The 19419-nt window shown below is 61.8% G+C and carries 23 protein-coding genes; 13 read left to right on the top strand and 10 right to left on the bottom strand.

Translation table 11 applies throughout. The features are described from left to right. Positions 1-52: 52 nt before the first annotated feature. Entirely contained in the window at positions 53-322 is a 270-nt protein-coding gene (locus tag BCA01S_RS15660; protein WP_244145998.1) for a hypothetical protein, read from the bottom strand. Positions 323-507: 185 nt separating this feature from the next. Between BCA01S_RS15660 and BCA01S_RS15655 the strand changes: the two genes are divergently transcribed. Then, a complete protein-coding gene (locus tag BCA01S_RS15655) occupies positions 508-927 on the top strand; it encodes a hypothetical protein (RefSeq protein ID WP_027777712.1) in 420 nt (139 codons plus the stop codon). 154 nt (positions 928-1081) lie between these two features. On the opposite strand, the gene BCA01S_RS15650 is transcribed toward BCA01S_RS15655, so the two are convergent. Next, positions 1082-1303, bottom strand: coding sequence for a DUF2795 domain-containing protein (locus BCA01S_RS15650; protein ID WP_027777711.1), 222 nt, complete (start codon positions 1301-1303; stop codon positions 1082-1084). Between the two features lie 214 nt (positions 1304-1517). Between BCA01S_RS15650 and BCA01S_RS15645 the strand changes: the two genes are divergently transcribed. The 3 genes from BCA01S_RS15645 to BCA01S_RS15635 all read left to right on the top strand — a co-directional run bounded on the left by BCA01S_RS15645 (position 1518) and on the right by BCA01S_RS15635 (position 4549). Next, positions 1518-3686, top strand: coding sequence for a response regulator (locus BCA01S_RS15645; protein ID WP_027777710.1), 2169 nt, complete (start codon positions 1518-1520; stop codon positions 3684-3686). Positions 3687-3749: 63 nt separating this feature from the next. Continuing rightward, positions 3750-3965 (top strand): FmdB family zinc ribbon protein, encoded by a 216-nt coding sequence (locus tag BCA01S_RS37125; protein ID WP_020068370.1) that lies wholly within the window; start codon positions 3750-3752, stop codon positions 3963-3965. 56 nt (positions 3966-4021) lie between these two features. After that, positions 4022-4549 carry a low affinity iron permease family protein gene (locus BCA01S_RS15635; RefSeq protein ID WP_027777709.1) on the top strand — a complete coding sequence of 176 codons (528 nt, stop codon included), beginning with the start codon at positions 4022-4024 and terminating at the stop codon, positions 4547-4549. Here the strand turns inward: BCA01S_RS15635 and BCA01S_RS15630 are convergent. From BCA01S_RS15630 to BCA01S_RS15610, 5 genes are all read right to left on the bottom strand, one after another. Next, on the bottom strand, positions 4546-5181 hold the full coding sequence (locus BCA01S_RS15630; RefSeq protein WP_027777708.1) for a ParB-like protein: 636 nt from the start codon (positions 5179-5181) through the stop codon (positions 4546-4548). The genes BCA01S_RS15635 and BCA01S_RS15630 overlap by 4 nt on opposite strands. Before the next feature lie 54 nt (positions 5182-5235). Continuing rightward, positions 5236-5529 (bottom strand): DUF6723 family protein, encoded by a 294-nt coding sequence (locus BCA01S_RS34900; protein WP_027777707.1) that lies wholly within the window; start codon positions 5527-5529, stop codon positions 5236-5238. 164 nt (positions 5530-5693) lie between these two features. Continuing rightward, complete coding sequence (locus tag BCA01S_RS39065) at positions 5694-5819, bottom strand: hypothetical protein (protein ID WP_255218474.1); 126 nt, start codon at positions 5817-5819, stop codon at positions 5694-5696. 57 nt (positions 5820-5876) lie between these two features. Continuing rightward, positions 5877-6305: a GFA family protein gene (locus BCA01S_RS15615; RefSeq protein ID WP_027777706.1), complete on the bottom strand. Its 429-nt coding sequence runs from the start codon at positions 6303-6305 to the stop codon at positions 5877-5879. A 236-nt stretch (positions 6306-6541) separates the two neighbouring features. Continuing rightward, positions 6542-7084 (bottom strand): DUF4142 domain-containing protein, encoded by a 543-nt coding sequence (locus tag BCA01S_RS15610; RefSeq protein WP_020068364.1) that lies wholly within the window; start codon positions 7082-7084, stop codon positions 6542-6544. 297 nt (positions 7085-7381) lie between these two features. Here BCA01S_RS15610 and BCA01S_RS38505 point away from each other — a divergent pair, with 297 nt between their 5' ends. Both BCA01S_RS38505 and BCA01S_RS15595 read left to right on the top strand, forming a co-directional pair. Next, the gene (locus BCA01S_RS38505; protein ID WP_169740529.1) at positions 7382-7552 is read left to right on the top strand and encodes a hypothetical protein; all 171 of its coding nucleotides are present in this window, start codon (positions 7382-7384) and stop codon (positions 7550-7552) included. 73 nt (positions 7553-7625) lie between these two features. Next, the gene (locus tag BCA01S_RS15595) at positions 7626-8711 is read left to right on the top strand and encodes a glycosyltransferase family 4 protein (protein ID WP_027777704.1); all 1086 of its coding nucleotides are present in this window, start codon (positions 7626-7628) and stop codon (positions 8709-8711) included. A 57-nt stretch (positions 8712-8768) separates the two neighbouring features. Here BCA01S_RS15595 and BCA01S_RS15590 read toward each other — a convergent pair whose 3' ends face one another. Further along, on the bottom strand, positions 8769-9176 hold the full coding sequence (locus BCA01S_RS15590) for an Hsp20/alpha crystallin family protein (protein ID WP_027777703.1): 408 nt from the start codon (positions 9174-9176) through the stop codon (positions 8769-8771). A 22-nt stretch (positions 9177-9198) separates the two neighbouring features. Further along, the gene (locus BCA01S_RS15585) at positions 9199-9639 is read right to left on the bottom strand and encodes an Hsp20/alpha crystallin family protein (RefSeq protein WP_020068359.1); all 441 of its coding nucleotides are present in this window, start codon (positions 9637-9639) and stop codon (positions 9199-9201) included. A 348-nt stretch (positions 9640-9987) separates the two neighbouring features. Here BCA01S_RS15585 and BCA01S_RS39060 point away from each other — a divergent pair, with 348 nt between their 5' ends. After that, positions 9988-10422: a hypothetical protein gene (locus tag BCA01S_RS39060; RefSeq protein ID WP_244145997.1), complete on the top strand. Its 435-nt coding sequence runs from the start codon at positions 9988-9990 to the stop codon at positions 10420-10422. A gap of 21 nt (positions 10423-10443) precedes the next feature. Here the strand turns inward: BCA01S_RS39060 and BCA01S_RS15570 are convergent, their stop codons facing one another. Beyond that, positions 10444-12792 (bottom strand): hybrid sensor histidine kinase/response regulator, encoded by a 2349-nt coding sequence (locus tag BCA01S_RS15570; RefSeq protein ID WP_027777701.1) that lies wholly within the window; start codon positions 12790-12792, stop codon positions 10444-10446. Between the two features lie 320 nt (positions 12793-13112). Between BCA01S_RS15570 and coxB the strand changes: the two genes are divergently transcribed. From coxB to BCA01S_RS15540, 6 genes are read left to right on the top strand one after another with little or no spacing between them, the layout of a single operon-like run. Further along, on the top strand, positions 13113-14210 hold the full coding sequence (coxB, locus tag BCA01S_RS15565; RefSeq protein WP_027777700.1) for a cytochrome c oxidase subunit II: 1098 nt from the start codon (positions 13113-13115) through the stop codon (positions 14208-14210). After that, a complete protein-coding gene (gene ctaD, locus BCA01S_RS15560; protein ID WP_027777699.1) occupies positions 14207-16156 on the top strand; it encodes a cytochrome c oxidase subunit I in 1950 nt (649 codons plus the stop codon). Before coxB ends, ctaD begins: the two co-directional genes overlap by 4 nt. After that, positions 16153-16803 carry a cytochrome c oxidase subunit 3 gene (locus tag BCA01S_RS15555; protein WP_027777698.1) on the top strand — a complete coding sequence of 217 codons (651 nt, stop codon included), beginning with the start codon at positions 16153-16155 and terminating at the stop codon, positions 16801-16803. Before ctaD ends, BCA01S_RS15555 begins: the two co-directional genes overlap by 4 nt. A gap of 12 nt (positions 16804-16815) precedes the next feature. Next, positions 16816-17148, top strand: a complete 333-nt coding sequence (locus tag BCA01S_RS15550; RefSeq protein ID WP_020068352.1) for a hypothetical protein — start codon at positions 16816-16818, stop codon at positions 17146-17148. After that, positions 17121-18089, top strand: coding sequence for a cytochrome c oxidase assembly protein (locus BCA01S_RS15545; RefSeq protein WP_027777697.1), 969 nt, complete (start codon positions 17121-17123; stop codon positions 18087-18089). The genes BCA01S_RS15550 and BCA01S_RS15545 overlap by 28 nt, the downstream gene beginning before the upstream one ends. Continuing rightward, on the top strand, positions 18086-19390 hold the full coding sequence (locus BCA01S_RS15540; RefSeq protein ID WP_027777696.1) for a cytochrome c: 1305 nt from the start codon (positions 18086-18088) through the stop codon (positions 19388-19390). Before BCA01S_RS15545 ends, BCA01S_RS15540 begins: the two co-directional genes overlap by 4 nt. Positions 19391-19419 lie beyond the last annotated feature (29 nt).

Raw genomic sequence — 19419 nt, 5'->3', positions numbered from 1 at the left:
GCAGCTTGAATGACCGCGGATCGAACCGCGCATGCACTCAGACGCGCGCACACTATTGACTTGCGGAGGCAGCAGGCGCCGCGCTGCTGGGTTGACTCGTGCCGCCCGCGGCTGCGCTCTCGCTCGCGCGCTTCGCGGCGTCGCTTTGGCCACTGGTTCCGTTCGCGCCCGCCGAATTGCTCATTACGCCGCTGCTCGCGGAACTCATCGTGTCCTTGCTGGTGTTGTCCTCTTTCTTGCAGCCAGACGCACCCACGGCCAGCGCCGCAATGGATATGGCGAGTAACGCGCTCTTCGGATTGCAATGCATGGTGGCACCCATTCGGTTTCGATTCGTCGTTGCGCGAGGCGCGGCATGACTTCGTCGATAGCAGAACGGCGCAGCATCGACTGTGCCTGGTGAAACTAATAGATCAATCCACGCGGCGCGGCAAGCGGTTTGCTGCGACTCCTGTTACGTGCACCACATACCGCACACTGCACTCCGAACCCAAGGAGAACCGGATCATGCTGCTTAGCGACGAAGAACTTGCGCGCCTTGACGGCGTCGCGCCGTTTCTCGAGAGCGAGGCGAAGACGTCGCTCAACTTCGCACCGAATTATGAAGTCACCGCCGAATTCGAGGCGCATCTGCAACCCGGACTGCGCATCCGTGCCCCAGCGCCGGACGCGGCATCTGAGGACCCCGAAGCGCCGCCATATCCGTTGAACCTCTTCGTCGGGGTGCCGCTGGACGAGTTACGCAACCTCGCCCACGCAGACGATATGGCGCGCGAGGCGATGATTTCGCGCTTCGGCGCATCGTTTACCCCACGCCTGCTGCGTGCAATCGAGAAAGAAACGCCAGGGGCGATCAATCTCGATGCAGGGATCCAGAACGATTCGGGCACGCTGTCGGTGATGCTCGACGAGCCGGAGCAACGGTGATCGCGCACACGCCTGGAACACCCGTCTGAGATTCCATGGCAATGCCTTAACAAAGACGCGCGAGCCACGTGTATTTACTTCCCGGACGCTTGCACATTTGACAGCGGAGACAGCGGACTCCGCGCGTCGCGCGCCCGGGTAGGTCCACCGGGCGCTATTCGTCGCCCACGCCTTTCGACACCTCGGCGGGGCTGCCGTACTCCTGATCCGGCAAGCGTTCGAGTGCATCGAGCACCTCATCGTCGGCGCCATTGCCCTTCGCAATGTCCAGCAGGCTCGCTTTGTCGGCGGGATACGAAGCGCCCTTCAGCGCCTTTTGGACATCGATGAATTTGCGGATGGGACCGCCGTTCGAACTTGAATTAGACGTCGCCATGTGCCTCTCCTTGGTTTGTATGCGGTCTCGCTAATTCAGCATCGCGCGTTCCTCACGGGCGTCCGGCCCTCACGTGCGTTCTGCCGCCGCAATGCACAACGTAGTTTGTGTATCGGCATAGCAGGAATGAATCTGGCTCGACAATTACATTCAAAGAGCCTCCGTTAGTTTGGATGGCTCACTTTCTTCACCATAGCAAGCAGGGGATCTTGTCGTGAGCACAGCGGACCGCGAAGCCATTCTCTTCAACCAGCAAGCGATTCTGGCGGAATTCGGCGAGCTTGCGCTTCGCTCCGACGACCTCGACGAAATACTGTGCGAAGCATGCCGTCTCGTCGCCCAGGCGCTGCAAGCCGACATGGCCAAAGTCATGGAATTGCAGGCCGATCGAATTACGCTTCTCGTGCGCGCCGGCGTGGGCTGGCCGCCGGGCGTGGTGGGCCGTGCCACGGCGCGAGCGGAGCGCGGCTCGTCGGAAGGTTATGCGCTGCAAACTGGCAAGCCCGCAATTTCGCCCGACATCGCCAATGAAAAGCGCTTCCGTTATGCGCAGTTCATCGTCGATGCGGGCGTGAAGGCACTGATCAACGTCGTCATTCTCGGCGGAAAAGAACGGCCTGCATACGGCGTGTTGCAAGTCGACAGTCGCACGCCGCGCGACTTCAACGACCTCGACACCGAGTTCCTGCGCTCGTATGCGAACCTGCTCGCCGCCGCGGTCGAGCGGCTTCGGATCGCGGCCGAGACGCGCAAGCATGCGGTCTCGCTGCGCGAGAGCGAAGAACGCTACCGCCTGCTTGCGACACAGATACCGCAACTGGTGTTCACATGCCTCATTACTGGCGAGCGCACGTGGGGCAGTCCGCAGTGGATCGAATACAGCGGCATTTCGGAGCAGGACAGCCTCGGCTTCGGATGGCTGGACGCGGTGCATCCCGGCGATCGCGAGGCAACCATTGCGGCGTGGAGCACCTGCGGTGTGAAAGGCGAATATGCGGTCGAGCACCGCATTCGGCGCGCGTCCGACTGCACGTACCGCTGGTTCCAGACCCGCGCGAAGCCGTTGCGTGCCGAAGGCGGCATCGCGGCATGGCTCGGCACATCGACCGATATCGAAGACCAGGTTCGCGCGCGCGAAGCGCTCGAACGCGGCAGCGAGGAGCTCGAAAGAAGTGTATCCGAGCGCACCGCAGAATTGCAGCGGGCGGTGGATACGCTTCATCGTGAAAGCCGCGAACGCTCGCGCGCCGAAGAACGTTTGCGCCACAGCGAGAAACTCAAGGCCATTGGCCAACTCACCGGCGGCATCGCCCACGACTTCAACAACATGCTGCAGGCCATCATGAGTTGCCTGAGTCTGATCCGGGTGCGCATGCAGCAGGGCCGGCCAACCGACGTCGTCACGCTGGTAGAGCGGGCGGAAAAAGGCGCAAGCCGTGCGGCGACATTGACACACCGGCTGCTCGCGTTCGGACGCCAACAAACGCTCGAGCCGCGCCTCGTGAGCCTGGATGCGATTGCGCATGACATGGAAGACATGATTCGCCGCGTCGTCGGTTCGGGCATCAACCTGGAACTCAAACTCGGTGACGGAACCTGGCTGGTGTTGTGCGACCCGAACCAGATGGAAAGCGCGCTGGTCAATCTGTGCGTGAATGCTCGCGACGCGATGCCGGACGGCGGGTGGCTGACCATCAGCACGAGCGAAGTCATATTGACCGACGCAGAAGTCACCGGATTCGACGACGCTCAACCCGGACGTTACTGCTGCATTGCTGTGTCGGACACGGGCACCGGCATGTCACCAAAAATCATGGAACACGCGTTCGAGCCATTCTTCACGACAAAGCCGTCGGGCCAGGGGGTCGGTCTTGGCCTCAGCCAGATCTACGGCTTTGTCAGGCAGTCTGGCGGAATCGTGCAGATGGAGACTGCTCTCGGTAAAGGAACGACCGTACGCCTGTGCCTGCCCGCCTCCGTGCAGAAGGAAGATATGCAGGACGAGTCCAAGGATCCCGCAAAAACCATCGTACTTGTCGAGGACGAAGAAATCGTGCGGGAAGTCACCGCGGAGCAATTGAGGGAACAGGGCTACCGGGTACTGGAAGCGGACAGCGGGGCCGCGGCACTGCGGCTGCTGCATGCAGGCGCGCGTTTCGATCTGCTGATCAGCGACGTCGCTTTGCCTGGCACGATCAACGGCCGGCAGGTCGCCGAAGCCGTGAGGCAACGGTATCCGTCGATGCCGGTCATTCTCGTCACCGGCTATGCGCCAGGCGATGCGCTCTCCGATATGGAAGTAATCCGCAAACCCTTTGCTCCCGAAGTACTCGCCGACCGCGTGCGCGCAAAGCTCGAACAATTGCGCACCGATGCAGACTAGACTGTTTACTTAACCCGCGGTCAGTAGACTCCAGTGACTACTGACCTAACAGAGCCACACGCCATGCCAGTTTATGACTATGAGTGCGCCGAATGCGGCGCTTTCGAAACGGTGCGCCGCATTGCGGAGCGTGACGAGCCTGTGGCGTGCCCTCAGTGCGGGGCCACAGCTGCACGCGTGGTAATCGGCGCGCCGTCGCTCGGTGGCGGCTCGCCAGACGCCCGCGAGGAAACCGGAGGCTATGGGATGCGGCATTTCGGTGGGTGCTCCTGCTGCTGAGATGTCGGCACGCAATGTGCTATCTCCCGGTCATGAGCAACATCCCGGAGAAAGAAATGCGACCAGGAGAATCCCGCTCAAGCGCGGATAGCATTGACACCGTTCCGCAGACGTCCAGCCCTGCCTACGCAGCGCGCAATCCCGTCACGCGCGCGTTCGACAACTTCGCGAGTTCGGTTACGCGGCTCGCCGGATCACCGATTGCATTCGGTATCGCCGTCATCACGGTTATCGTCTGGGCCGTCACGGGACCCTTCTTCCACTATTCCGACGCTTGGCAACTCGTCATCAATACCGGCACGACCATCATTACTTTCCTGATGGTCTTCATGATCCAGCAAAGTCAGAACAAGGACAGCGTTGCGATGCATCTGAAGCTCAACGAATTGCTGGCTTCGCATCGCGCGGCGAACAATCAGCTAATTGGTATTGAAGACGCATCCGAGGACGATCTTCGCCGTCTGGCCGAAGCATACTTGCGGTTGGCGAGCCGGGTAGGCACGCAAGGCAAGCACACTGTCGACGTGGATGCCTGCGTGGAAGAAACGGGTGCCGCAGAGGGCAAAGAGCACGAACGCGCTTAATTCTGCGCCTCGCCCGACTCGGTCGAGGCACCTTGTACATCGGCGTCGGGATCGACATAGCCAGGCAGGCCAAGCGCAGCCTGGCTTTTCGCCAGTTCAACCGCTCGTTGCACCAGTGCACGGTATTCCGATGCGTCTGCGGGAAGCGCGAGCCGTTGGCGAAAGAAATCCGCCCAACGGAATTCCGCCAAAGGCACACTCGTCTTCTGATAACCGCCGGCATCGCGCACCGAAGCGGCGAGGCTGCGGAATTCGTCGTCTATCATCTCCCAGACGTGCAGCGGCATATCGGCAAAGGACACCCTGTGGCCACGCTGATCGTATGGATATGTCCAACGATTGTTTTCGAGCGTGAGCCAGAATTCGGCAAGCGAAGACGTGGATAGATCCCGAATCAGCACGACCGGTACCGACGTTATATCAGCCTGCCAAAGAGCCGCGGCCACGTGGTGATGGTCGATCACGAACGGTTCTTCCTGGGGCCCAAGGACGATCGGGACGGGTTTCTCCGCGATGGCCATGTCAAGGTCATGACCGGACAGCGACTGATAGAAGCGCGTTTTCTCCTCTACTTCGCGCAATCCGTGCGTGACTTGCGTGGGGCGCAAACGATCAATGTCCAGTGACTTCATTGACGTCTCCATTGTTATTAGCGCAATGCGATGGCTCCCGGCCAATCAGGCGGATCAGTACTCCGGATTCAGCAGGTCCGCCGCGACAACTTCGGCGCCTTTGCGCGCTGCGGCCTCACGTGCTTCCAGCGCGGTTTCGAACGGACCTATCATCGGCGCGCCGTCGTACGGAAATATCAGCCGGTCGTCTGTTGTGCGTACGACCTTCAGGTCGCCGGTAAATGTGCCGGTCACGGTGCGCCGATACGTCGGATAGATTCTGTAATCGCTGGCGGTAACGGCTATACCGTCGGGCGATGCTGGATGCCGCAGCGAACCATTGTGAAAGTGCAACTTCCTTCTCACCATCTCGATTCCTGCAATTGCGAGTCGACTGTTTCAGGGGCCAGAAAAAACGCGCACCGATCCGTCAAACGCAGGCGCGGCGCACATCGAATGCGCGCCGCGCCCTCTCCCGCGGAACGGGACATCAGCGCCTGAATTACGGCGCCGGTGAAACGTTCAGCGGCCGATCAGGGCTGACGTTGACCGCCCTGGTGCTGCGGCGTCTTCTGCTGATTCTGCTGTTGCTGCCCGCTCTGCTTGCCCGCGTTTTTCGGATTACCCGGTTGTGTATTGGATTGCTTTGGATCGGTCATTTTCAGCTCCTTCATTCACGAAGTAGTTCGTCGAAGTACTGCGCACTGCTTGCAAGACTAATTGGGACTTTCTTCCTCGTATTCGGTACGAACCCCCTGCGGCAGCCAGGGCTCTTTATGGCAGCACCATAATTCGTAAGTCGGCTCGTAAAGGCCGACGCTATCAAACGCGCCTAGCGGTATGTCCAGTTCATCGCTTTCTAGGTACTCCATGAACGCAACCGATCCGCAGGTCGGGCAGAAATATCGCCTGCCTTCCGGCGAGCTTTGCCACTTCTGGACCGGCCCCGTGAACTGGACGGCGTCGCGCGCGAACATCGCATATGCGCCAAATGCACTGCCATGCACGCGACGGCAGGTCATGCAATGGCACAGAGAGACGCGCCTCGGCGCTGCATTAACCTCAAACCGCACGGCTCCGCAGGCGCACCCACCGGTCTGCGCCGTCTGATTGGCCGCCGAGCGCGGGGCGTCCTCAGTGTGCATATCGCTCTCCCAATACGATGTTGCGCTAACCTTTGGGCACGGTACTGGTTGCCATTTTTTGCGTTTTCCATTGCCAGACTCGCTCAGACTCGCGAGCCCGATTCAACGCGATGCCGGCCGCCCGCCGAGCGGCGCAGCAGGCTGCGTGCCACGCGTCGTGCCGCCCGCCGCGCGCGCACCATTTCCTGTGCGATTCGAGCATTTACGTCGAGCCCGAATCGCAGGCAGCAACACTACTACTGGGTCACGCCCTTCTTGGCCGCAAGTTGTTGAGCCCGCTGGTAATGCTCCTTGATTGTCGGCAACGCCTTCTGCGCGGCCTTCTTCAGGTCGGCGTTCTGCCCTTCTGCAATTTCCTTTTCGAAGGCGGCAATAGCTTGCTTGTGTCCTTCGAGACCGACCTTCTGGATATACGCCTGATCGAATTCCTTGCCCTTCAGCGGCTTCAATGCGTCGAGCACACTCGGGTCCGAATTGTCTTTCGGTACTTCCACGCCATGCGGTGCGGCCATTTTCAGCTGAACGGTCAGCTTCGTGTGATCGAGCATCATGTGATGCGCGAAGGATTTCACGTCTTTATCACTGGAATTGCTAGTCGCGAGTTTTGCCGCGTCAATCTCCGTCGACGAAGACATTGAAGCGGCCTGAACGAAGTCTTTGTCCACCTGTGCGAGCGGATTGGCGGCGGTGGTGGAAGCGGCTTGGGTCTGCGCATTCGCGGCGACCGGAAGCAGGCTGAAACAACCGCACGCTACTGCAATTACTGTCATCTTTTTCATGCGTTTCCTCACTGATTTTCTAACGGGTAGCTAAAAGCGGCGCAATGTTCGTTGCGACATGAGAGACGCAGCAACCGCCATGCCGCGCCTGCGGCCGTGATACGTATTAAGCTGCTCCTGCCGCGACGCGTGTTCGTGATCGCGGCATTCCCCAAGCAGAAATTGCGCGGTTTTATCGCAACGATTACAAGCGTGCTTGACGAGAATCAGGGTCATGTAAAGGAATCTCGTGATGCTAGCCGGGAGCGTCCCTTGCTCGACTCCCGTTGCCTTCCAACCAACCCACGGGAGAATGCAATGGCGACGAAACCGAATGACCCAGACGACACCGCGCAAACAGGCGACGATCAATCCGGAGAAGGAACATTTGAAACCGATGTCTCCGAAACCGACGACGAGGGCACCACAGTCCGGCAAGCGAAAGTCAAAGAGGACGATCTGTCCGAAGTGAAGAAAGACAACTCGTGAAGCCCGCGACGATGGCCGCGTTCGTATGTCCCGCGGACGCGGCTGCAACCCAACCTCAAGACACGACTGCCCCGTGAGAATCGCTCAAGTCGCCCCTCTCTACGAATGCGTCCCGCCCTTTGCTTACGGCGCCACCGAGCGCGTAGTGTCTTACCTCACCGAAGAACTCGTTCGGCGTGGCCACGATGTCACGCTGTTCGCTACCGCCGACTCGAGCACGGCTGCACGTCTAGTGCCGATCTGCGAGCGCGGACTATGGCGCGATACGACCGTTTGGGACACGCTCACGCACCACGTGAGGCAGCTGGCGCGTGTTGCGGATCTCGCGAATGAGTTCGACGTCGTGCATTTTCATGGCGATCCGCTGCACTTTCCACTAGCACGAGCGTTACCATGCAAGTCGCTTACCACGCTTCATGGGCAATTGCTGCCTGTGGATCACGGGCCGCTTTTTCGCGAATTCGCGTCAGCACCGCTCGTGTCGATTTCGGACGATCAGCGCAAGCCGGTGCCCTCCGCCAACTGGCAAGCAACGATCTATCACGGTCTGCCGCTCGACGAATTCGAGTTTCAGCCGGAGCCTGCGTCGTATCTGCTCTTTCTGGGCCGCTTAATGCCCGGCAAGCGGCCCGACCTCGCCGTTGAAATCGCAAGGCGCGCCGGACTGCCGTTGAAAATGGCCGGCAAAATCCATCCCGGCGAGCGGGAGTACTTCGCACAGCAAATCGAACCGCTGCTGGAAGGTTCGCGCGACTTCACCGACTACCTCGGCGAAGTCGGCGGTGAACTGCGCAGGCAACTCATCGGGAATGCGCGAGCGCTGCTGTTTCCGGTGGAATGGGCGGAGCCGTTCGGGATGGTGATGATCGAGGCAATGGCATGCGGCACACCGGTCATTGCATTTGGACGCGGCGCGGTGCCCGAAGTGCTGGCGCATGGCGTGAACGGGTTCATCGTCGATAACGTCGAGCAGGCTGTCAGCGCGGTCGCGCGCATCGGCGAAATAGACCGCGCACAATGCCGTCGTTCGTTCGAGCAGCGCTTCACGGCTGCACGCATGGCAGGTGACTATCTGCGCGTTTATGAAAATCTTCTCGCGGGAACGCATGCGCCGGTGCCGGCATCCGACACCGGCGCGGGCGCACAACTTTTCGGCTAGCAATCTGCCGGGCCGAACCGATCAGCCACGACCCTTGCGGGGCCGTGGCAAACAGCATTAGCCGACGTTCACTTCAATGCGGCGTGGCCGCGCTTCTTCGCGGCGCGGAATGACGAGCTTCAGAACACCATCCTGAAGGTTCGCCTCGATTTTCGAGGTATCGAATTCCGCGCCCAGCGTGAACGAACGCGAGAAATGCGGCGCGCGGATTTCCGCGTGTTGCAGACGCAAGCCGGCGCGCGTCGGCACGCTCGCTTCGGCCTCGATGTGCAGATTGCCGTCGTGCACGCGCACCTCCAGCTTCTCTTTCGCCACACCCGGCAGGTCGGCCCATAGGGTGACGCCGTGCGCGTTTTCGATCACGTCGACGGGCGGCGTCAGCGTCGCGCGCTGCTCAGCCGGCTCGCGCTCGCCGCGCGCCACGGGTTGCTGCTCCTTTTGAACAACTTCGGTTGTATCGCTCATGATTCGCTCCATCATCGTGAGGTCATTGAATGGTGATTGCACGCGGTTTGGACGACTCGCGCTTGCCGACGCTAATCGACAAACAGCCGTTCGTGTAGCGCGCCTCGACCTTGTCGGGGTCGGCCTGCTGCGGCAGTTCGATTACCCGGCGGAAAGAGCCTGTAAAACGCTCCTGCGCATATTGGCGCGTGGACTCGTCCGCTTCCGGCGCGACGCGCTTGCGCTCGCCGGCAATTGTCAGCAAGCCCTTATCGATGGATACGTCGAGTTGCGACGCATCGATACCGGGCGCAAACGCGACGATCTCGATCGAGTCGTCGGTGGTGCCGATATTGATTTGCGGAAAGGCCGACAGACGGCCAGAGCGGATGCTCGAAGGGAAACCGCCGAACACCGCCGACATCTGCTGCTGCAAACGGTCGAGCTGGCTGAACAGGTCGGTCGCGAAGTAAAGGTCACTCATGATCGTTTTCTCCTCGGTAGTACCGGGGCAAGGAGACGGACGGGCCTACGCGCTCCAGTCCGCCTGCCCGCACCCGCTGACAGACAAATCGAAACACGCAGCGCGCCGCCGGAACGGCGCGTCTGCCTGAGCGGAATCTAAAATAGATTCGGCCACGACGATTTCAAGACCTTTTCGCGAAAATTTTTGGCCTTGAAAAACACAACGGAAATTACATAGTCGTGCGAGATCAAAGTGTCGGAGAAACAGGCATGGAATTCAATTCGGACTGGCTGACTCCTGGTCGGCATCGGGTCTATCTGCGCTCACCGACAGCGGCACAAGGCACCTTGGAGTTTTCCGACACCGTTGACGCTATGCGCAGCAAAAACTAAGCATGTTGGCCGCAAAAGCCCTGCCTTAAGATTTCCTTCAGAATTGCGCGATAAATTTAATGAAAGCCTTGTGCCACGCGACACTGGCGAGCAACGCTCGCCGGACATCAAAAAATACGAGAGAACCCTTATGCCGAAGGGATCTTCAGGCGCCGCCGCCGCGACTGCCCGTGTTACTTACGCGCTTGAACTCGCGCGCGGCGCTTCGCACATTAGCAGTACATTAAGTCCAGAGACAGAAAGGCGCGCAATCGTCGAGACGGTCGGCGAGTTTTGCGACCTGTACGGCGAAACGAAGCTGCCCCTGTTCCAGAAGCTGCTCGCAGAAGAATTGCGACAACGCGGCAAGAAGGAAGCCGCGCTTGCGGTCGCTCAATTCAAGTTCGTTTGCAATTGCACGGGGCAATGACGCGCGTTGGGCCTGCCCGGACTACTTGTCGAAAACGCGCAGCATCGCGCCCAATTCGTCCATGCTATAGGGCTTGCGCAGCGCTTTCCAGCGAAACGGCAGCTTGTCCACCGACGGCATCTCGTGACCCGAAGCAAAAATCACACGTAATGTGGGCCGGATTTGGGTAGCCCGTCGCGCGAGTTCGAGACCGGACATGACCGGCATGGACAGATCGGTGATCAGCACGTCGAACGGCTGTTCCGAGAGGAGCCGCAACGCTTCTTGCGGCGAGCCGGTGACAGCGGGGTCGTGGCCCAGCAGCTTCAGCAGCTCGCCGATGGCCTCGGACGTATCGAGATCGTCGTCCACTAGCAGCAGGCGCAGACCCTTGTCGGCCGCTCCCCCCTGATTCTCACTGGTGTCATCGTCACGCGCGAGCGGAGCGACGCCGAGTATCTGCCGGATCTTGTACGCCAATTGTTCGCGGCTGTATGGTTTGCTCAGCAACTCAACGCCGGGATCGAGCCGCCCGCCATGCACGATCGCGTTCTGCGTATAGCCGGACGTAAACAGCACCTTCATACGCGGCAACAACTGCACCGCCTGGGCGACCATGGCGGGGCTGCGCAACGGGCCAGGCATCACCACGTCTGTAAAGAGAAGGTCAATGTGCACGCCGCTGCGAACCACCGCGAGCGCCTGCTCGGCGTCGTTGGCCTTCAGCACGCTATAGCCGAGACCCGACAGCGTGTCGACCACCGTCGATTGCACCTCCTGGTCGTCTTCCACCACCAGGATCGTTTCCGTCCCCCCAAGCAGCGTCAATGTGACCGGCGGCGAGGTCGGTGCCTCGACCGCGTCCTCCATCGAGCGCGGCAGATAGATCTTCACGGTCGTGCCGTGTGCGACTTCGCTGTAGATCCTGATGTGGCCGCCGCTCTGTTTGACGAAGCCATAGGCCATGCTCAGGCCGAGGCCGGTGCCCTCGCCTTCGGGCTTGGTCGTGAAAAACGGATCGAACGCCCGCTGCACGATATCGGGCGCCATGCCCGTGCCGGTGTCGGTTACGGCGAGCATCACGTACTGCCCGGCGGGCACGTCCGGGAAGCCCGCGACGTACTGATCGTCGAGCATGGCGTTCGACACTTCCATCGTGAGCTTGCCGCCCTCCTTCATCGCGTCGCGTGCATTGATCGCGAGATTGAGGATCACGTTCTCCATCTGGTGTACGTCGACAAGGGTATTCCACAATCCACCCGACACGACGGTCTCGATCTCGACCGTTTCACCGAGCGCGCGGCGCAGCAGGTCGTCCATGCCCCGAATCGCGGCGGCAAGATTGATGACGATAGGCCGCAACGGCTGCTGGCGCCCGAACGCGAGCAATTGCGACGCGAGCTTTGCGCCGCGCTCCACCGCGTCGATCGCCTTGTCGAGGCGCTCGCGTGTCCAGCCGTCGCGTTTATGCCGGCTTTCCAGCAATTCGAGGTTGCCGCGCAAAATCTGCATGACGTTGTTGAAATCGTGCGCGACGCCGCCCGTCAGCTTGCCGATGGCTTCCATTTTCTGCGACTGCACGAGCGCGATGCGAGTCTCTTCCAGCAGACGATTCGCTTCCATGCGCTCGGTGATATCGCGCGTGATCTTGGCGAATCCGACCAGCGCGCCGCCGTCGCGGATCGCGTCGATCACGACGTGCGCCCAGAAACGCGAGCCGTCCTTGCGCACGCGCCAGCCTTCTGCTTCGAAACGGCCGTCGCGTGCAGCGGCGGCGAGCCCGCGCTGCGGCAGTCCGCTGCCGGCGTCTTCAGGCGTATAGAAGCGCGAAAAATGCGAGCCGATGATTTCACTGGCCGTATAGCCCTTGATACGGCGCGCGCCCGAATTCCAGTTGGTCACCATGCCTTCCGGCGACAGCATGAAGATCGCGTAATCGGTCACGCCGTCCACCAGCAGGCGGAAACGGCGCTCGCTTTCGAGCACCGCGTCGTGCACCGTCTTTTTGTCGGTCATGTCGCGCACGATCTCGCCATAGCCGAGAAGCGCGCCGTCCTGCGAGCGCAGCGCCGTGAGCACGACGCTCGCCCAGAATGATTTACCGTCTTTGCGCAGGCGCCACCCTTCACCCTCGAAGCGCCCTTCGCTACGCGCCGTGTCGAGCGCCCTTTGCGGCGAGCCCTTCGCGCGCTCTTCAGCTGTGTAAAAGATATCTAGCGGCTTGCCGACGACCTCGTCCTCGCGAAAGCCGTGAATGGCTTCACCGCCCGCATTCCACGAGCGGATGTGGCCGTCTTCGGACAGGCCGATCACCGCGTAGTCGCGCAGGGATTGAACCCAGATGTTGGCCCAGTTCTGAACGATGTCATCGGGCTCGTATGCATGCGCCATTAACCTGCTCCATCGAGAATAGGCTGTGGACCTAATCTGCTTTTGGCGCGCCGCTGACGGCGCACCGTATGTTGTTTTCTACTGTTCTCGTTGTATTGCACTTAAAGCCCAAGGCAAGCCGGTCCTTTGCGGCTTTATGCGCATCTGACATTTTATTAGCGAACGCCTGCGATATGAAGAGTGTTTCCGTAAGACCGCCACGACGAGCGTAAGCGAGTGTAAGCGGCCTGAGCCGCTCATGGTACGCCCAACGCCTGATCCGGACCGGTACAGGGATTGCTAAGCCACTCACAAACGCCCCACGAGCCATTGCGCCCAAGATGAAAACCGGCCAAGCACCCCAAACCGATCTGCAGAGCGTTGCAGGCAGGCCGCCGCGCGGCGCGATTGCGCTCAGGGCCGCAGCCGCTCTCGCGGCTGCTCTATCCGGCGGCCTTGCGTTCGCAGCGCCCGCCGCCCCGGCTCATGATGCGCTGCGTCCGGCAGGCGTGCAGGCCGCACACATCTTCTCACTCTGGACCGTCACGCTGACCGTCTGCTCGCTCGTATTCGCGGCGGTGCTGATCGCGCTGCTCTTCGCCGTGGCGCGGGCGCCGCGTGCCAGCCGCGATGCGAGCCCGGATCTGGGCTCGCTCGAGCGCCCGGAGAGACGCGTGGGCCGCGTGGTGAGCGGGGCGTCGATTGCGTCGGTGGTGTTGCTCTTCGGGCTGCTGCTCGCCGATATCATGACCGATCGCGCGCTCTCGCGACTGCCCGTCGCCGACGCGGTTCATCTGGAGATGACCGGGCATCAATGGTGGTGGGAGGCGCGCTACGCGGACGACACGCCCGGCAGCGGATTCGCGGTCGCGAACGAACTGCACGTGCCAGTCGGGCGGCCCGTCGTCATTTCGCTCAAAGCCGACGATGTGATTCATACGTTCTGGGTGCCGAATCTGCACGGCAAGAAGGACATGATTCCAGGTCGCGAATCCACGATCGAATTCCGTGCCGACCGCGCCGGCACGTATCGCGGGCAGTGTGCCGAATTCTGCGGCCTCGAACACGCGTTGATGGCATTCACAGTGGTCGCCGAGCGGCCCGCCCAGTACGACGCGTGGGTCGCACGCCAGCGGACGCCTGCGCCGCAGCCGGTCGATGCGCTACAGGCGCAAGGCGAGCGGCTTTTCACGACCGGCAACTGCGCCGGCTGCCATACCGTGCGGGGCACCTCCGCAAACGGGGTGCTCGGGCCCGACCTCACCCACGTGATGAGCCGTCCGATGCTGGCCGCCGAAACATTCGAAAACACGCCCGCCAACCTCGAGTCCTGGATCAAGGCGCCCGGCAGCATGAAGCCCGGAACCACGATGCCGGCAAGCCAGCTGTCGGCGCAGGACCTGAATGCCCTTATCGCATGGATCAGAACTCTCCAATGAGCGAACGTCAAACTTCGCCCGGGCGGCCGGCCGCGCATCTGGTGGACGGCCCCGCCGCCGGCCAGCAGGTCGCCGAAGCGCTTGCGCGCACATGGAGCGATTCACCGGGCTGGCTGGGACGGCTCTCCGCTGTCAACCACAAGACCGTGGCGCGGCGCTTCGTGATCACCACGTTCGTTTTCTTCCTGTTGGGCGGCCTGCTCGCGCTCGCCATGCGACTGCAGCTCGCGCGGCCCGGCAATCGTCTCGTCGGTCCCGAGCTATACAACCAGCTCTTCACGATTCACGGCACGACGATGATGTTCCTGTTCGCCGTGCCGATCATGCAGGCCGTCGCCACCTGGCTCGTGCCGCTGATGATCGGCGCGCGCAGCGTCGCCTTCCCGCGAATGAATGCCTACGCCTACTGGGTCTTCCTGTTCGGCGGCGTGACGCTTTACGTGGCGTTCGTGCTCGGCGCCGGTCCGGATGCAGGCTGGTTCAGTTATGTGCCGCTCGCCGGGCCTGATTACTCGACGGGCAAGGGCGTCGACATCTGGGCGCAGATGATCACCTTCACCGAGCTCGCCTCGCTGCTCGAAGCGGTCGTGCTCATTACGACGATCTTCAAGATGCGCGCGCCCGGCATGTCGCTCAACCGCATGCCCTTATTCGTGTGGGCCACGCTGATCACGCAATTCATGGTGCTGTTCGCGATGCCGGCGGTGATGCTCGGCAGCACCGCGCTGATTCTCGACCGTCTGGTGGGAACGCATTTCTACAACGCGGCGCGCGGCGGCGACGTGTTGTTGTGGCAGCACCTTTTCTGGTTCTTCGGGCATCCCGAGGTGTACCTGATCTTCATCCCGCCGCTCGGCTTTCTTTCGTCGATCATTCCCACCTTCGCGCGCCGCCCGATCTTCGGCTACCCGGTCATGGTGCTCGCGCTGATCATGACGGCCTTTCTCGCGTTCGGTCTCTGGGTGCATCACATGTTTGCGACGAGCATTCCGGCGCTCGGCAAGAACTTTTTTACAGCCGCCAGTCTGATAATCGCCATCCCGTCAGGCGTGCAGATCTTCTGCTGGATCGCTACTTTGTGGACCGGCCGCCTCAATCTGAAGACGCCGCTATGGTTTGCACTCGGCTTCTTCTTCATTCTCGTGCTGGGCGGCATGACCGGTGTGATGCTCGGTTCGGTGGCGCTCGACTTGCAGGTACACGACACCTACTTCGTGGTCGCGCATCTGCATTACGTCTTACTCGGCGGCGCGGTATTTCCGCTATTCGGCGCGTTCTACTACTGGTATCCAAAAGCAACTGGCCGGCTGATGAACGAGACGCTCGGGCGTCTGCAATTCTGGCTGTTCTTCATCGGCTTTAACGTCGCGTTCTTTCCGATGCACGTGCTCGGTCTGCACGGCATGCCGCGCCGCGTCTGGACCTACCCGCACGGCATGGGCTGGGACGGCATGAATCTGGTTGCCACGATAGGCGCGATAACGATAGGTGTCAGCGTGCTGCTGTTTATTGTCAACGCGGTGCACAGCTACCGGCATGGCGAAGTGGCGGGCGCCGATCCGTGGGGCGCGGGCACGCTCGAGTGGAGCACCACGAGCCCGCCGCCGCCGCACAACTTCGACGCGCTGCCCGTGGTTCACGGACGCGACCCCTTGTGGGAGCCCTCCGCGCAGCCTGCCTATGTCAGCGGCCTTGCTGCCGAATCGCGTGAGGTGTTGTCGACTACCGCGCTCGACGCGCTGCCCGATCTGCGTCTGCTGTTTCCGTCGCCTTCCATCTGGCCGTTTATCAGTGCGGTGGCGACCACCGTGCTGTTTATCGGCTCGATCTTTTCGCCGTGGGCTGTCGTGTGGGGCTCGGTGCCGGTCACGATCGCGTTGATCGGGTGGTTCTGGCCGAATCGCGGCCAGAACCAGCAAGCGGTCCAACTGGAGCAGCGGCCATGACGGAATTGCGCAAGGCGCCGGTAAACGCGGTATCAAACGACGCGGGCGCCACTCCCGCGCTGATGCTGGACGTGCGCCATCTGCCGAGCTTCGGCTTCGGGCATCGGAGCCTGATGTGGTGGAGCACCGTCTGCCTGATGCTGATCGAGGGCACCGTTTTTGCCATCGCGGCAATGACGTACTTCTATCTGCGCGGTCTCACTGCAAAGTGGCCGCTCAACGCGGCGCCGCCCGACCTTCTGTGGGGCACCGCAAACACCGCGATTCTGCTCGTGAGCATGTGGCCAAACCAGCTTGCGAAGCGCGCGGCGGACCGCCAGCAGCGCGCCCGCGCGCGACTGTGGCTCTGCGTATGCCTGGTCTTCGCCGTGGGCTTTCTGGTGGTGCGCGGCGTAGAGTTCGCCGCACTGAACGTGAGCTGGTACACGAACGCCTACGGCTCGGTCGTGTGGCTGCTGCTCGGCCTGCACACGACGCACCTCATTACGGACACATTGGATACCGCGGTGCTCGCCGTGCTGCTGTTCACCGGTCCGTTTGAAGGTAAACGTTTCGTCGACGTGAGCGAGAACGCGCTGTACTGGTACTTCGTCGTACTCAGCTGGTTGCCGATCTATGCGGTGATCTACCTCGCTCCCCGCTTGTGATGGAGGTTTGCCATGCGAACCTGGCTCGCGCTCCTCGGTGCGCCTTCCGCGGTACTCGCCGCGCTGAGCGCTGACTATGCGCTCGTCACGCCCTCCTGTGCGTGGCGAACGGTCCTGCCTCTGGGCAGCGTGACCGGCACCGCGCTGCTGTTTTCGATGGTCGCGACGCTGCTGGCGTGGCGCCGCTGGCGCGAGGCCGGCATGATCGCCCCCGCGACAGCGACCGCGCTCCCCGCGCGTCCGGCAATGCTTGCGTGCGCGGCCACTTGGGTCGGCATGCTTTCGACGCTCGCACTCGTCGCAATGTGGATACCGCAATGGCTTATTTCCCCCTGCGTGCAATGAACGAATCAATGCGCAGCGCGCTCGTGTTCGCCGCATTGTGTATTCCGCCCGGCGTACACGCGCATGTGTTGACTGCCGCGGAGCGAAGCGCGCCGCCCGTGCTGCGCTGGACTTTCGAACCATGGGTCGTCGCACTGCTGGTCGTGAGCCTCGGCCTCTATGCAGCCGGCTACCGGCGCCTGCGCGCGCGCAGCCGACGCGGGCGCGGCATTCGCACGCGTCAGCTATGCGCGTTCGTAACCGGATGGCTCGCGCTCGTCGCCGCGCTCAACTCGCCACTCGACGCCTTGAGCGCGGCGCTCTTTTCCGCGCACATGGTTCAACATGAACTGATGATGATCGTGGCCGCTCCGCTGCTCGTGCTCGGCCGACCGCTCGCGGTATGGCTGTGGGCCTTTCCTCCCGCGGCACGGCACGCGATAGCCACCGCCGTCCGCACGCCGGTGCTGTACGGACTGTGGCGCGCGCTGTGTGCGCCGACCGTCGCATGGCTGCTGCACGCCGCCGCGTTATCGGCGTGGCATATGCCGCGTTTTTTCGAAGCGGCGCTCGCGTCGCCCGGTATTCATACGCTTCAGCACGCGAGCTTCCTGCTAAGCGCGCTCCTGTTCTGGTGGGTCGTTTTCGGCGAAGGCGCGCGGCGCGATCAAAGCGGCTACGCGATGTTGTCGCTCTTCACGACGATGGTTCACACCGGCGCGCTGGGCGCGTTACTGACGCTTGCGCCGGGGCTCTGGTACCCGGCATATATCGAGCCAGCCTCGGCGCTCGGCTTCGATCCGTTGCAGGATCAACAACTCGGCGGCCTCGTGATGTGGGTGCCTGGCGGTCTGGCGTATCTGATCGCGGCGCTTCTGACTGGCGCGCGCTGGCTGATGCACCGTGCGCCAGTGACGCTCATGCCTAACACGCTGGCCGCGCGTCGGGATAGCACCTCATGATGCGGCGCTTCAAACTGATCGTGCTGGCCGGCACGGCGATGCTCGGCGTGTTCACGGCTCCGCGCGTCACCGCCGAGCTCGCCGGCGCATCGGACCCGGCGCTCGCGGCCCTTGTGGCGCGTGGAGAATATCTCGCCAAAGCGTCGGACTGCGCGGGTTGCCACACGGCCGTCGGCGGACAAGCCTATGGCGGCGGCTTGGGACTCACGTCGCCATTCGGCACGATCATGAGCAGCAACATTACGCCGGACCGCCGATACGGCATTGGCGCCTACAGTTACGAAGATTTTGCACGCTCCGTGCGGGAGGGCGTGTCGCCGGGCAACAAGCGGCTTTATCCGGCCATGCCGTATGCGTCGTTTTCAAAAATGTCCGACGACGACATGCGCGCGCTTTACGCGTATTTCATGCACGGAGTAAAACCGGCGCCCGAACCGGCTCCGCCCACCAAGCTGGCGTTCCCCTTCAATCAGCGCTGGGTGCTCTATTTCTGGCAACTCGCGTTCGCACCGACAGAACCCTATCAGCCCAAGGCCGGACGTGACGCGCAGTGGAATCGCGGGGCTTTTCTCGTGCAAGGTCCGGGTCATTGCGGCGCATGTCACACACCTCGTGGGCCTGGCTTTCAGGAACGCGGCTACGACGAGTCGTCGCCCATGTATTTGACGGGTGGAGTCAACGACAACTGGTTCGCGCCGAATCTCACCGGCGATCCGGGCTCGGGCCTCGGACGTATTGGCGAAAAAGATCTTGCCGCATTTCTGAAAACGGGACACGGTGCGGGTCTCGTCGCATTCGGCTCTATGGTCGAGCAAGTGGAAGACAGCACCCAATATCTGACCGACGAAGATGCGCTCGCCATGGCGCACTATCTGAAGTCCCTGCCGGCGCAAAAGCCCTCCGGGAGCTATGAGCCGCATGCGCAGCCCGACTTGCCGTCGCGCAACGGCAATCGAGTCGATGCGCCTCAATCGGTCGGTGCGCGAGTCTATATCTCGTTCTGCGCGCGGTGCCACGGTGTGCAAGGTGCGGGCGTGCCCAATGTATTTCCGCGGCTGGCAGGCAACCCGTCAGTGATCACCGAAGATACGACCTCGCTGATTCGCTTGATGGTGGAAGGCGGCAACAGTCCCGCGACTATCAGTGGGCCACCGCGTCAAGCAATGCCGGGCTTCGCTCAAACGCTCACCAATGCGCAAATGGCGAACGTTCTTTCATGGATCCGCGCTTCATGGGGTAATGACGCGCGACCTGTAACGGCCAACGACATTCAGTCGTTGCGCGAGAAAATTCACAAGTAGCGCGGCTCGCAGCCCGCGCGATCCGATTT

The sequence above is a fragment of the Paraburkholderia caledonica NBRC 102488 genome (assembly GCF_000685095.1).
In the GTDB taxonomy this organism is placed as follows: domain Bacteria; phylum Pseudomonadota; class Gammaproteobacteria; order Burkholderiales; family Burkholderiaceae; genus Paraburkholderia; species Paraburkholderia caledonica.
The sequence above is the reverse complement of the archived record's forward strand: the minus strand, read 5'-3'. Positions and strand labels throughout refer to the sequence as shown.